This window comes from Peribacillus sp. NPDC097224, from assembly GCF_044761985.1.
Taxonomy (GTDB): Bacteria; Bacillota; Bacilli; order Bacillales; family DSM-1321; genus Peribacillus.
Genome location: NZ_JBIWDK010000003.1, coordinates 360,946 through 373,326, shown reverse-complemented (window position 1 = coordinate 373,326; position 12,381 = coordinate 360,946). Strand labels below are relative to the sequence as shown.

At 41.5% G+C, this 12,381-nt stretch carries 14 protein-coding genes; 4 read left to right on the top strand and 10 right to left on the bottom strand.

Annotated features, from left to right (window positions below):
• Position 1: 1 nt before the first annotated feature.
• The 5 genes from spoVAC to ACIQXR_RS08510 all read right to left on the bottom strand — a co-directional run bounded on the left by spoVAC (position 2) and on the right by ACIQXR_RS08510 (position 2,564).
• Positions 2 to 472 carry a stage V sporulation protein AC gene (gene spoVAC / locus ACIQXR_RS08530; protein ID WP_402867813.1) on the bottom strand — a complete coding sequence of 157 codons (471 nt, stop codon included), beginning with the start codon at positions 470 to 472 and terminating at the stop codon, positions 2 to 4.
• Positions 473 to 491: 19 nt separating this feature from the next.
• Positions 492 to 989 carry a YhcN/YlaJ family sporulation lipoprotein gene (locus ACIQXR_RS08525; protein WP_402867812.1) on the bottom strand — a complete coding sequence of 166 codons (498 nt, stop codon included), beginning with the start codon at positions 987 to 989 and terminating at the stop codon, positions 492 to 494.
• 293 nt (positions 990 to 1,282) lie between these two features.
• Positions 1,283 to 1,648: a DUF1360 domain-containing protein gene (locus ACIQXR_RS08520; protein ID WP_402867811.1), complete on the bottom strand. Its 366-nt coding sequence runs from the start codon at positions 1,646 to 1,648 to the stop codon at positions 1,283 to 1,285.
• Between the two features lie 18 nt (positions 1,649 to 1,666).
• Positions 1,667 to 2,242: a hypothetical protein gene (locus ACIQXR_RS08515; protein ID WP_403079818.1), complete on the bottom strand. Its 576-nt coding sequence runs from the start codon at positions 2,240 to 2,242 to the stop codon at positions 1,667 to 1,669.
• A 10-nt stretch (positions 2,243 to 2,252) separates the two neighbouring features.
• Positions 2,253 to 2,564, bottom strand: a complete 312-nt coding sequence (locus tag ACIQXR_RS08510) for a hypothetical protein (protein WP_402955900.1) — start codon at positions 2,562 to 2,564, stop codon at positions 2,253 to 2,255.
• 225 nt (positions 2,565 to 2,789) lie between these two features.
• Here ACIQXR_RS08510 and ACIQXR_RS08505 point away from each other — a divergent pair, with 225 nt between their 5' ends.
• The 3 genes from ACIQXR_RS08505 to ACIQXR_RS08495 are packed head-to-tail and all read left to right on the top strand — an operon-like array spanning position 2,790 to position 6,584.
• The gene (locus ACIQXR_RS08505; RefSeq protein ID WP_403079816.1) at positions 2,790 to 3,923 is read left to right on the top strand and encodes a GerAB/ArcD/ProY family transporter; all 1,134 of its coding nucleotides are present in this window, start codon (positions 2,790 to 2,792) and stop codon (positions 3,921 to 3,923) included.
• Positions 3,883 to 5,406: a spore germination protein gene (locus tag ACIQXR_RS08500; RefSeq protein WP_402955896.1), complete on the top strand. Its 1,524-nt coding sequence runs from the start codon at positions 3,883 to 3,885 to the stop codon at positions 5,404 to 5,406. The genes ACIQXR_RS08505 and ACIQXR_RS08500 overlap by 41 nt, the downstream gene beginning before the upstream one ends.
• Entirely contained in the window at positions 5,403 to 6,584 is a 1,182-nt protein-coding gene (locus ACIQXR_RS08495) for a Ger(x)C family spore germination protein (protein ID WP_402867806.1), read from the top strand. Before ACIQXR_RS08500 ends, ACIQXR_RS08495 begins: the two co-directional genes overlap by 4 nt.
• A 116-nt stretch (positions 6,585 to 6,700) precedes the next feature.
• On the opposite strand, the gene fabI is transcribed toward ACIQXR_RS08495, so the two are convergent.
• Both fabI and mgtE read right to left on the bottom strand, forming a co-directional pair.
• Positions 6,701 to 7,474 carry an enoyl-ACP reductase FabI gene (fabI, locus tag ACIQXR_RS08490; protein WP_402867805.1) on the bottom strand — a complete coding sequence of 258 codons (774 nt, stop codon included), beginning with the start codon at positions 7,472 to 7,474 and terminating at the stop codon, positions 6,701 to 6,703.
• Between the two features lie 132 nt (positions 7,475 to 7,606).
• Positions 7,607 to 8,968, bottom strand: a complete 1,362-nt coding sequence (gene mgtE, locus ACIQXR_RS08485; RefSeq protein WP_402868540.1) for a magnesium transporter — start codon at positions 8,966 to 8,968, stop codon at positions 7,607 to 7,609.
• A gap of 120 nt (positions 8,969 to 9,088) precedes the next feature.
• On the opposite strand from mgtE, the gene prpE reads away from it, so the two are divergent.
• Complete coding sequence (prpE, locus tag ACIQXR_RS08480; RefSeq protein ID WP_402867804.1) at positions 9,089 to 9,832, top strand: bis(5'-nucleosyl)-tetraphosphatase PrpE; 744 nt, start codon at positions 9,089 to 9,091, stop codon at positions 9,830 to 9,832.
• Between the two features lie 53 nt (positions 9,833 to 9,885).
• Here prpE and ACIQXR_RS08475 read toward each other — a convergent pair whose 3' ends face one another.
• Genes ACIQXR_RS08475 through yjbM form a run of 3 tightly spaced genes read right to left on the bottom strand, consistent with a single transcriptional unit; the run spans position 9,886 to position 12,269 of the window.
• Complete coding sequence (locus ACIQXR_RS08475; protein WP_402867803.1) at positions 9,886 to 10,785, bottom strand: RluA family pseudouridine synthase; 900 nt, start codon at positions 10,783 to 10,785, stop codon at positions 9,886 to 9,888.
• 17 nt (positions 10,786 to 10,802) lie between these two features.
• Positions 10,803 to 11,597, bottom strand: coding sequence for an NAD kinase (locus ACIQXR_RS08470; protein WP_402867802.1), 795 nt, complete (start codon positions 11,595 to 11,597; stop codon positions 10,803 to 10,805).
• Between the two features lie 51 nt (positions 11,598 to 11,648).
• Positions 11,649 to 12,269, bottom strand: coding sequence for a GTP diphosphokinase (yjbM, locus tag ACIQXR_RS08465; RefSeq protein ID WP_402867801.1), 621 nt, complete (start codon positions 12,267 to 12,269; stop codon positions 11,649 to 11,651).
• Positions 12,270 to 12,381 lie beyond the last annotated feature (112 nt).

Genomic DNA, 12,381 nt, shown 5'->3' with positions numbered 1-12,381 from the left:
ATTAACCCCCTATCATCTGAATAATCGTTTTGATTAAAGCCACGACGAAAGCGGAAAATACACCAAATAGAATGACCGATCCCGCCAATTTAAACATATTGGAACCCACACCAAGGACGAATCCTTCCGTACGATGCTCGATGGCCGCTGAGATGACCGCGTTACCGAAGCCAGTAACAGGTACGGCACTACCAGCTCCAGCAAATTGCCCAATCCGGTCATAAAATCCGAAGCCCGTCATTAAAAGAGCAAGAAATACCATGGTTGCAGTGGTTGGGCTCCCGGCCGTCTGCTCCGTGAAATTAAAGAAGTAAATATAGAAATAAGAAATGGCTTGTCCCACTATGCAGAAAATACCGCCTACCAAAAAAGCTTTTAGACAATTGGTCAAGACAGGCCTTTTAATCTCGTGCTTGCCTTGAAGCTGTTTATATTCATCTTGCTGTGGGGTCGTCTTTTCCTTTCCGCTCATACTTTGAAACCTCGCCTTCTTATATTAATTCCTTATGAAGCTCAACTATTTCTTTGAATTTCTTTTTCGCTTTCTTTTCTGGTACATCTTTTTCCTTAAGCAATTCATCCAACCTTACTGACTCCAAAAAGATTTTATAATCGCTGGAAATGATAAATTTATACTTTGGATACTTGTCTTCCAATTTTTTTGTCACGTTTTTATCGATTTTTTTCATATGAAAACGCTGTAGATGCTTTACTTTATAAGCCACGAGGATTTTCTTACCATTTTTGACAACGATCACATCATAAATTTCGTCTTCATCACTTACCATCTCCTTAACTTTCGTAATGAGTCCTTTTTCATCTTCTTCATCTTCTCCGTGAATGATATCCATCGGTTCCGGATTCGTTCGCTTGATTAAAGCCAATCCTTCTGTTTTCCCATCATCTTTACTGCTGCAGCCAGTTAATAGGAGCATAATGACTGCTAGAGACATCCAGCTAACATATAAAATTCTCCGTTTTCTGAACATAGAATCACATCCTAATTTAACGTTCTATTATTATCTTCTTGTTTATCCCATTTTTTATGAATGGTAGGATTAGGAAATAAAAGAAACCCTTCCAAAGAGGAAGGGTTCCGTTTATTTAATAGGCTTTGTTTTTTTTGCTTTTATTACAGCCACAATCTTTTTTAATTTTGACAGGCTGATCTTTTTTGATTGGTTTCGCAGCATACTGCCATGGATTCTGTTTATAATTCATTTGTGACCCTCCTTTATCATCTATACCATACTATATGATAAAAAAGACAAGTTGTACTCCGTCAAATATCCATAATTTTACTGATAATCACTTCAATTATGGAACCGACTGCAGCAACGGCAAGGACCAAGATCAATACTTGCCCCATGAACACATGCTCAAGATAAAGGATGACCAGAAAGAGGCTGGACCACACACCTACACACCAAAAACAACTAAGCAATTGACCAATCCAACCACTCAATCCCTTTTCTTTTGGAACTAGGTAAACTTCAGCCGTCCCATCTTCACCTTTTTCTTCAATTTCTTTAAAGAATGGACGACGCAAAGGTTCGGTTATTTTATCAAAAACGATTAATCGAGTAAGCCTAAATGAAGCTAGACCTAATAGAAGCACGATTGTCAAATCAGACTGCGAGAGAAACATGTATATTTTGCTCCTTCACTAATTGGACTCTTCGATAATAGTAGCATTCATTATATCCGGCAATCTGACGAACCGGATATGGTTCCCCCTTTTGATCTTTACCGACTCCCCCCTCATCCCCATGACTTGAAACCTAACCGTTTCACCATGGATAACTGCTTCACAAACTGGTTTTGGGTATCCTTTATGTTGGGAAAGGCGTGTTATGAGGTCAGTTGTCGAAACCTTCTCCACCTTTTTCTTCCTTTTGGTTTTTTTCTTTTCTGGTTCAAGATCTATAGGAATTTCCTCGGCAGTTTCCACGGGCGCATGTTCTTGTTCTGGTTCAGGTACGTATTGGTCCGTTATTTTTTTTATTTCACTCAGTTCCGATTCAATTTCCTTCATTGCCTCGTACACACCGAACTCCTGTTTTATCTTTTCTATTTTTTGAGTCTTTCGGTCATCTTCGACTACTTCAGGCTCTGCTGACACTTCTTTCTTTTTTCTTTTTGTCCGGTAATCACTTTGCATGTTCCCTCTTTGGGCCTTCACTTCTACTTGATCGACATATAGTAAAGGTTTTGATTTTTTATCATTTTTATTTTCTGACATGCAAATCCTCCTAATATTTCAAGATAACCACGGATTGAAGCTGCTCTATATGGTATTTGACGACCTCTTTACCAAAATGATGCCTGATAAAAAGACTGGATTCCTGTTTTTGTTCCAACTTTCCGAATAGAGTGCGGCCATTAATGGTGAACTTACAAACAGGTTTAGGCGCAAAAGCAGGCAGTCTCCCCAATAATTCCAGCAATTCCTCCGTATTATAGGAACCATCTAGTCTCTTACTGGTAGGGTTTATCTGTTTGACCGGAGGCTCACATACTGTTTGCACCCCATTGGTAAAAGACAGACGCTTTTTCACGTCCATAACTTTCCCTCCTTCACTCATTCAACAATGGATTTCAAAGGGGTTCCCACCGATTTTTCACACTACAGGCTTTTATCTGCTCTATGTATCATCTATATGAAGCACTCCGTTTTTTATGCTCGGTAAGTAACCTTCTTCCAAAAAAGGAGAAACGTCCACTATTGGATATTCCGGAATGAAATGGAGATAACTAAACGAAGAATGATAGTAAAGGAGTAAACAAAGATGAGAAAAAACGGGAAAATTTCAACTGTACAACTATCTTTGATCATAATGACTGCTGTCGGTTTAAAGAATCATGTGACAATCCTCCCTCATTTATTACCGGCTGCAAAACGGGATGGGTGGATCACTGTCCTTATTTCCTTTTTTCTCATTGTGGGTTGGTGTGTGCTTTTGTACTTTATTCACAAAGCCACGGCACATGAAAATGTTTTCAAATGGGTCGAAATGAACATTGGCAAGCTGCCTGGGAAGGTACTAGCGATTTCCCTAAGCATGCTCTTCGTCATATTAGCGGCAGTCTCATTGAAAGAGATGGTGGTATGGACCAAGGTATCCTACTTACCGGTTACCCCTCCCTTCATTGAAATCATCCTATTCACGGGATTATGTTTTTTTCTCGCAAATACAAACATACAAACGATCGCCATCGTGAATACCTTCGTATTGACTGCAGTCATTGCATTCGGATTGTTTGTCGCCTTCACCAATATTCAATTCAAGGACTATACACTTTTGAGACCGGTGCTGGAACATGGGTGGAAACCCATTTTTTCCGGTATCATCTATCCTTTATCCGGATTGATAGAATTGATGGCGCTTCTGTTCATGCAGCAAAAAGTTCATGGACCGTTAAAATATAAGGTGTTTTTCTTCAATGCCTTAATCCTTACTTTACTCATACTGGGACCGCTTATCGGATCGATTACCGAGTTTGGACCGAAGGAAGCTGCCAGACAAAAATATCCTGCATTTGAGCAATGGGGGTTGGTCACATTGGGCCGCTTCATCGAGCACCTTGACTTTCTGTCGATTTATCAATGGTTAACCGGTGCTTTTATAAGGGTCTCCTTTTTACTATTTCTATCCATCGAAGTCCTTTCCATTAAAAAGAAGCGGAATAAAACGATTCTACTCATCATTTTTTCCCTGGTCTTGATCATTTCTAATTTATATAGAATCAGTGATATCGATTTATATTTCATCATTAAAACATTTATCATGCCTGGAACTTTCTATTACTTTTTAGCGGTGTCCATTCTATTGAGCCTTTTCGTTTTTTTCAAAAATCGCCGAAAAAGGAGGACCAAATCCGATGTTCAACAAAAAGGAAAAGCAAGCATCCAAACCGATTAAGCAAGACTCGGTTACCAAAGAGCCTCTTCGTACAGATGAAGAATATTTGAAAGAGGTTTTCCGAAATTCTGAGGATGTTTTTTTTCAAAACGCTTTCTATCGTGATGATGCCCCTGTTAAAGTCACATTAATTGGCTGTGAAGGGTTGATCGACAATGAATTATTGAATAATCTTGTGTTCGAGAGGTTGACTCTTTTTTTCCAGAAATATAAAAAAGGAAAGATTACGGTCGAGGACTTAAAATCCTCCCTTCACCTCCCACAGTTAACAGAATTGACGACAACGGAACAACTATTTGCCGAGATATACTCGGGAAAATTGATCATCCATGTATTAGGTACGAATCGATTATTATCTTCCAATATAGCGAACCGTCCACAACGTAGTCCCGAGGAGACATCAGCTGAAGTTACCATTAAAGGACCTCGGGATAATTTCATAGAGGATTTATCAGTCAATGTCGCTTTGATCAGGAAGCGGATGCGCACCAATTCCTTAAGTGTGAAGCATTTTGAAGTAGGCAGACGTACCTTGACCAAAGTAGCTCTTTTATATATGGATGATATTTCTAATCCCGAGATGGTGGATCAACTTTCCAAGAAAATCGAATCACTTGATGTCGACGGAATTTATAGTGGGAATCAATTCATGGAATTGATCGAGGAAAAACCTGCTATCCTTTTTCCGAGGCATCACTATTCAGGAAAGCCTGATTTTGCGGTACAGTGCCTATTAAAAGGGAGGATATTGTTGCTCATCGATGGGATTGCTTATACCATGATCACTCCTATCAACCTTTTTATTATCTTAAAGACCTCAGAAGATAATGAATATACATCAACCTACGCCACCTTTGAAAGAGGACTTCGTATCTTCGGAATCTTTGTTGCTGCGCTTTTACCAGGTTTTTGGGTTGCCTTAACTACGTTTCATCAAGATCAGCTTCCCTTGATCCTTCTTGCCACTGTCGTTGAATCGAGGCGAGGATTACCGCTTCCCACTGCACTCGAAGCCATAACCATGGTCATCGTGTTTGAAATCTTCAAGGAAGCCGGCATGCGCCTTCCAAGTTCGATTGGTCCAACATTAAGTGTCCTCGGCGCCTTAATTATCGGAGATGCTGCAATCCGATCTGGATTGACAAGCCCCGCCATGCTGGTCGTGATTGCAGGCTCAGCGGTAGCCACCTTCACGCTCGTTAACCAATCCATCATAGGGGTCATCAGTTTGGTCCGGCTTCTCTCGATTGCTTCTGCGTCCTTTTTAGGTCTGTTCGCTTTTTTCCTTCTTGCTCTATTTTTATGTGCATACGTGAGTAATATCCGAATATTAGGGGTCCCTTACTTGGAAGTGACCGCTAACTTAAGTCCAACCAATATATTTAAAACCCTTTTTAGAGTTCCCCCCACTTTCGATAAAAGAAGGCCTACCGTCATTGCGCCAAAAGACTCCACGAGGAAAGGGGATGATGAAAAAAAATGAAGTACAAGTTCATCCCATTACTGGTGCTTATCATCTTTCTTTCTGGGTGTTGGGATTCGAATGAACCGGAACGGCTTGTATATGCCCATGGGGTTGGAGTCGATTATAAGGACGGCAAGGTCGTCGTTTACCTTCAAATCATCAACTTACAGGGATTGGCTAAAACCGAAGCGGGTGGCGATCCAAGTTCACAAAATGCGAGTGATGTTGGAACTGGAACCGGGGATACACTGGAAGAAGCCATTTTCGATTTATATCATACGTCAGATCGTCGCATTTATTGGGGTCATCTTTCGTTTGTCATTTTTTCTGATGAAGCCCTTAATGCAGGGGGATTCAAAAAGACAGTGGATTTTCTGGACCGCTATCGTGAAACGCGTTACCGCATTTTCTTTTATATGACCAAGGAATCAGTTAAAGAAGCAATGCTGGTTGCTCCTATCGAAAATATTTCCCTGGCTTTTTCTAAATTAAGCGATCCCGAGGGGAACTATAAGCAAAGCTCATTTATACCACCCATAAACTTGAGGGAACTTATCATTGAAATGGACGAACCAGCTTATTTTGTTTCCATTCCCCGAATGAAAGTGACAAAACAATGGAGCGGCCAGAAAGAAAAAAAGAAAGACTTGCTGTTGGATAGCATTGCAGTCATTTCAGAAAATAAGATTAAAACCATTTTTCCTACTCGTGCAATGAAAGGGGCAAGACTGGTAAATAAGAACTTTGTTCGCGATAGTGTTACACTTTTCCCGGGGACCAGGCAGGACACTTCTGTCATTGTTTACGAAAAAAAGGTTAAAATGAAACCGGTTATAGAGAAGGATGGAAAGGTACGGTTTCACATCAAGATGAAACTTAAATCGAGCATCGAGACGATGAAGGTGGATTCATCACCTAAGGAATATGAAAGAGAATTAAAGCGTATTCTCAAAAAGGAAATCAAATACACCTATAAATATGCAAAAGAAAAGAAAGTCGATCTATTCAGACTTTCTGAAACCCTTTATCGAAAAGACATTAAAAAGTGGAAGGAAATTCAAAAAGACGGAGAAATTCCATTAGAAGATGACACGATTAAATCGATAAAGATCGAAGTGAACCTACAAAATACCGGGAAGGATAAATTGACTCCAATTTTTGAAGACCAAAAGGATAAGGGGCATATGGACCGATAAAAGGTTATCGTTGTCGAAAACATAAGAAAATAAAAAGCCAGAATGCTTATACATGAAAGCATCCTGGCAATATGGGGGCATCAATGACGAGATTGTCTATTGAGGCCCCCTATTCCTCATCCAATAATATGGTAACCTGAATCCACATGGATATTTTCCCCTGTGATTCCGCGTGACATGTCACTGAATAGGAAAACGGCAGTGTCCCCGACTTCCTCCGGAGTAGTTGTACGACGGAGCGGTGCTTCTTCTTCGATTTTCTTCAAGATGGTGTTGAAGTCACGAACGCCTTTGGCGGAAAGGGTGCGAATTGGCCCTGCAGATATGGCATTGACACGAATATTATCCTTACCAAGATCACTTGATAAATACCGTACGTTGGCTTCAAGTGACGCCTTAGCCACACCCATCACATTATAATTCGGCATGACTCTTTCGCCACCAAGATAGGTCATGGTGACAATGCTTCCACCTTCTGGCATGATTTCTTTCGCCGCCTTAGCCACAGCCGTTAACGAGAAGGAACTAATATTGTGTGCAAGCAAGAATCCTTCACGGCTAGTATTGACAAAATCTCCATCTAGCTCTTCTTTATTAGCAAATGCCACACAATGAGCGACACCATGAATGACTCCCACCTTCTCCTTAATGGAAGCAAAGCACTTCTCGATATCTTCATCCTTTGTTACATCGCATTGCAGGATGATTGAAGGTTCGCCCTCCAAAGTGGAAGACAACTCCTTGACACTTTTTTCTGTACGTTCTTTCCCATATGTAAAAATCAGCTTGGCACCCGCTTTATGTAAGGAACGGGCCACTCCCCAAGCGATGCTTCTTTTGTTGGCGACACCCATGATGACGAACGTTTTTCCTTCTAATGAAAAAGTCATGTGTATATGATCCTCCTAAAATTAATACAAGTTATTAGTACCTGATACTAATTTCCATTATAACAAATAATAAGAAAGAAAAATACCGTTTTCTAACCTACTGAAAATGTAAGCGAAAGTCGAATCCTTCGCTTACAATAAATACCCCATCAATAAAGTGGCCAATCCGAAATAGATGAGAATACTGATGATATCATTAATGGTTGTAATGAAAGGACCAGATGCAACGGCAGGGTCAATTTTCATTTTATGCATGAGCAACGGGACCAACGATCCGGCTAGCGTCGCCACAATCAAGGTAATGAAGATCGAAATGCCGACCAATAACCCTAACATGAAATCGTGTTTCCAAAAGTAGACAATACCCGTTATAACGATTCCACAAGTCAAACCGGTAATAAACCCCGTCCCAGCCTCTCGGATGATCAGTTTCCATTTACTTTCCTCTTCCAAATCACCTGTCGCAATTCCTCGAATCGCGACAGCAAGAGCCTGTGTCCCCGTATTTCCGGCCATCCCGCCAATCAAGGGGATGAAAACGGCAAGGATGGCTTTTTGGCTAAGCGTCTCTTCAAACCTCCCGATCAGACTCGCAGTCAATAAACCTAGAAATAAAAGGATGACCAACCACGGCAATCGCTTTTTCGCAGCTGAAAAAGCACTTTTATCTACATGGTCAAGGTCGGATACACCTGCTAATTTGGAGTAATCATCCGATGCTTCTTCGTCCATGACATCAATGATATCATCGACGGTTATAATTCCTAATAGATGGTTCTGAAAATCCACAACCGGCACGGCTAGAAAATTATAATCCCTAATTTTACGCGCCACTTCTTCCTGGTCCTCTGAGACAGGGACGGAAACGACCCGTTCATCCATCAAATCACCAATCAAAGCATCTTCATCCGCAATGATTAATGTCCGCAGTGATAACACGCCAAGTAACTTTTTATCTTGGTCCGTAACAAACACATAATAAATCGTCTCTGCTTGCGGGGCTTCCCGTTTTAAAATCTGCATGGCCGAACGCGCCGTTTCGTTTGCTTCAATTGCAATGAACTCGGTGGTCATTATACTTCCGGCAGTCGACTCTTCATAATGCAGCAGTTCTTGAATCTCACTAGCCGCTTCATCATCCATGATCGTCAAATAGCTAACGGCTTGCTCATCGTTGATTTCGTTCAGGACATCGGCCGCATCATCTGCGTACATATGGGAAAGCATATCGGCTGCATAGGAAGGATCCATTTCAGCTAGAAGGTTTTCGTATTCTTCTTCATCTATTTCTATATTTTCAAAAAGGTCCGCCATTTCTTCCGGTGATAAGTAGCGATACAATACTGGCCGGTACTCTTCCTTTAAACTCGTATAAAATTGGGCCTGATCATAAGGATGCATATCAAGGAACTCTATACGGAACTGATCCAGATTTTCATGTTTAAGTGCGTTAACCAAAAGGTCTCTATTCTGTTTATTAATTTCTCTTTCCATCTTCTCTTCCAAGGTTACACCTCCCAAACATTTTTTTATTTTGTACTTAATATATTATTTTTTGAAATAATACTATACTAATACCATAAATATAAATAAAACAAACAAAGGACGTGTAGTATGAAGATTGATATCATCGGAGACATACACGGTTGCTTCACTGAATTTAAGGAATTGACGTTGAATATGGGCTATGGCTGGGAAAGCGGAATTCCAGTCCATCCCCACGGGAGAATATTAGGATTTGTGGGTGATTTGACTGACCGTGGTCCTGAATCACTCCGTGTTATTGAAGTCGTTTACGAATTGGTCATCAATAAAAAAATTGCGCTTTATGCACCAGGAAATCACTGTAATAAACTGTATCGGTATTTTTCAGGAAATAAGGTACAGGTATCTCACGGACTGGAGACAACTGTAGCGGAGTACCAGGCGTTGAATAACCGTGAACAGAAGAAAATCCGTAAACAGTTCATGGATTTATATGAACAATCTCCCCTATATCAATTAATCGATGAAGGCCGTTTAATTATAGCTCATGCAGGCATCCGTCACGATTTAATCGGTCAATCTGGCAGCAAGGTAAAAACCTTTGTCCTTTATGGCGATATCAATGGGGCCAAGCATCCTGACGGTTCCCCTGTCAGAAGGGACTGGGCCCAATCCTATAAAGGGAAAGCGTGGATTGTGTATGGCCATACTCCCGTTCCTGAAGCCATCTGTGTCAATCGCACCTACAACATTGATACCGGGTGCGTTTTCGGTGGGAAGCTCACTGCCCTTCGCTACCCGGAAATGGAATTGCAGAGCGTTCCCTCTTCTTTACCCTATGTAGCAGATAAATTCAGGTCCTCTTCTAAATAACCAAAAAAACTCGCCGGTTTTGGTGAGTTTTTTTGGGTTTGAGTTTTTTCATACTAATTCTTTTCTAGAAGAACCAACATATCCAGGGGTAGGTTTTCCTGAAACTTCAATACCTTTTTTGTAAAGGGATGCAGGAACTTCAATTCATAGCAATGAAGAGCCTGACGGTCAATCCTATCCCTGTGGCCGCCATACAGATCATCGCCTGCAAGCGGGTGTCCAATATGGGCCATGTGCACCCTTATTTGATGTGTCCTGCCTGTCAGAAGTTCCAGCTTAAGGAACGTATGATCTTCTGTGTGGGCTTGTACTTCAAAGAGTGTACAAGCATAACGGCCGTCTTCCCGTACTTCACGTTCAATAATACTTGTCGATTTCCGACCGATGGGTACCTCTACTTTTCCAACGGGGCCCTCGATTTGACCCTCAGCTACCGCTTGATAGCGCCGTTTAACTTGCCCCAACTTTTGCTGTTCACTTAAAAGATGGTGGATATGCCTATGCTTCGCAATCAAGACCAATCCCGAGGTATCGCGGTCAAGTCTAGTAACGATATGGATCGTTGCCTGTATATCCCTCTTTTTATAGTAACCAGCTAATCCATTTGCAAGGCTCCCATTCGGATGTTCACGGGAAGGGATGGTGTTCATGGATTGAGGCTTGACTACGACTAATACATAATCGTCTTCATAACGGATTCGAAGGGGAATATCTTCAGGTAATAGCCCCTCGCTTCCCTCTTCCGGTGGAAAAATGACGGTGATGCCATCACCAGTTTTTATGCGCTCCCTCACTGTCACCTCAAGACCATTGACCATGATGGAACCGCCTTTAAATTTAATATCCGTTAACGCCCGTTTTGAGATATCGCATTTGCCGAGAAAATCTCTCAATAAAGAGCCAGAATCCTCTTCAGAAACCGCCCAACTTAAAGAAAATTTTTGATTTGACATGAGGTAATATAATCTCCTTAATTGGCAATGAATGAATCATGGACCCTTTTCCAGAAAGGAAACGGCCGGAATCTTGCAAAACGGATCTTTTCATCCGCCACCCGACATTGAATGGATTTCACATCTTCTTGTAGTAGAGTCAGATGATCGATCGTGATTTGAAAATTGACAGCATTGACTGGCCTGAACATGCACGTATGATGCGCAGGCAGTAAAAGTGGAGATCCAACCGTCCTGAACACCCGGTTATTAATCGACGCCAATTCCGTTATTTGAATTGCATCTATCGAAGGGTGGACGATGGCCCCTCCCAGCGCTTTATTATAAGCGGTGCTTCCAGAAGGAGTGGCAATGCATAGTCCATCCCCACGGAATGTTTCGAAGTGCTGACCACGTATCTCTACATCCATGACCAATGTCCCTTCGACGCTTTTGACCGTTGATTCATTTAAAGATAAGAATCTTGCTTCCCGTCCACCATGCTGATAGCGCACAATCGTTTCCAACAGAGGATATTCGACGACTTGAAAAGGAGTCTTTGCTAAAGCAATCACTAGTTTCTCTATTTCATCGGGAGTCCAATCCGCATAAAATCCGAGGTGCCCCGTATGCACACCGACAAAGGCCGTCTTATCGAGCCGATTCTTATATCGATGAAAAGCATATAACAGCGTACCGTCACCGCCGACCGAAATGACGATATCCGGCTGATCTTCATCATATTCCAATTGAAAGTCTTGGAGATACGTCCTCATCCTTTGCATTAACGTATTAGATTTTGCATCTCCCTTTGAAGTAATCGCAAATTTCATACAATACCACCTAACTCTGTTTGAATTCTTCCGTCTTTATCTTTACCACTTTCAGGAATCCTTTTTCCTTGAAAAAAGACGCTGTGCCTCCTGTATTTCAGTACGGATTTGTGACATTTCCGCATCAAGCAGGAACGCAGCCTCTGCAGCACGTTTCAATCGTAATTGGATATCTTCGGGGAAAGCCCCTTGATATTTATAATTTAAAGAGTGTTCAATGGTTGCCCAAAAGTTCATAGCCAAGGTTCTGATTTGAATCTCGGCCAATATGTTTTTCTCACCATGAATGGTCTGGACAGGATAGCGAATGACAACATGATAGGAACGGTAGCCACTTGCTTTTTTATGGGAAATATAATTTCTTTCCTCTACAATCTCAAAATCATTCCGGCTCCTCAGGAGTCCTACGACCTGTTCAATATCATCGACGAACTGACACATCATCCGAAGTCCGGCGATATCTTGTATCTCAGCCCCAAACTTATCGATGGGAATACCCTTCTGACTAGCCTTGTTCAAGATGCTGTCAATCGGCTTCACCCTACCCGTTACGAACTCTATGGGAGAATGAATATTCTCTCTCTCAAATTGTTTTCTTAAGCCTTTTAATTTAACTTTTAATTCCTCAACGGCCTGTATATAAGGCGCTAAGAAATCATCCCAACTTTCCATTGCCACACCACCCACTTCTTTCGAAACGCCTGTTCAAATCTGGTATGGGCAGAACGATTCGAATCATCTGTATGAGTTCCTCCAGCAGTTCTTACCACTGCTTCTCCCCAAG

Bases quoted from the DNA above. Each gene is read 5' to 3' on its own strand.
- ACIQXR_RS08525 (WP_402867812.1), bottom strand. From the start codon at position 989: ATGTTCAGAAAACGGAGAATTTTATATGTTAGCTGGATGTCTCTAGCA.
- ACIQXR_RS08500 (WP_402955896.1), top strand. From the start codon at position 3,883: ATGTTCAACAAAAAGGAAAAGCAAGCATCCAAACCGATTAAGCAAGAC.
- fabI (WP_402867805.1), bottom strand. From the start codon at position 7,474: ATGACTTTTTCATTAGAAGGAAAAACGTTCGTCATCATGGGTGTCGCC.
- ACIQXR_RS08495 (WP_402867806.1), top strand. From the start codon at position 5,403: ATGAAGTACAAGTTCATCCCATTACTGGTGCTTATCATCTTTCTTTCT.
- ACIQXR_RS08520 (WP_402867811.1), bottom strand. From the start codon at position 1,648: ATGTTTCTCTCGCAGTCTGATTTGACAATCGTGCTTCTATTAGGTCTA.
- ACIQXR_RS08515 (WP_403079818.1), bottom strand. From the start codon at position 2,242: ATGTCAGAAAATAAAAATGATAAAAAATCAAAACCTTTACTATATGTC.
- ACIQXR_RS08475 (WP_402867803.1), bottom strand. From the start codon at position 10,785: ATGTCAAATCAAAAATTTTCTTTAAGTTGGGCGGTTTCTGAAGAGGAT.
- ACIQXR_RS08470 (WP_402867802.1), bottom strand. From the start codon at position 11,597: ATGAAATTTGCGATTACTTCAAAGGGAGATGCAAAATCTAATACGTTA.
- spoVAC (WP_402867813.1), bottom strand. From the start codon at position 472: ATGAGCGGAAAGGAAAAGACGACCCCACAGCAAGATGAATATAAACAG.
- ACIQXR_RS08505 (WP_403079816.1), top strand. From the start codon at position 2,790: ATGAGAAAAAACGGGAAAATTTCAACTGTACAACTATCTTTGATCATA.
- prpE (WP_402867804.1), top strand. From the start codon at position 9,089: ATGAAGATTGATATCATCGGAGACATACACGGTTGCTTCACTGAATTT.
- mgtE (WP_402868540.1), bottom strand. From the start codon at position 8,968: ATGGAAAGAGAAATTAATAAACAGAATAGAGACCTTTTGGTTAACGCA.
- ACIQXR_RS08510 (WP_402955900.1), bottom strand. From the start codon at position 2,564: ATGGACGTGAAAAAGCGTCTGTCTTTTACCAATGGGGTGCAAACAGTA.
- yjbM (WP_402867801.1), bottom strand. From the start codon at position 12,269: ATGGAAAGTTGGGATGATTTCTTAGCGCCTTATATACAGGCCGTTGAG.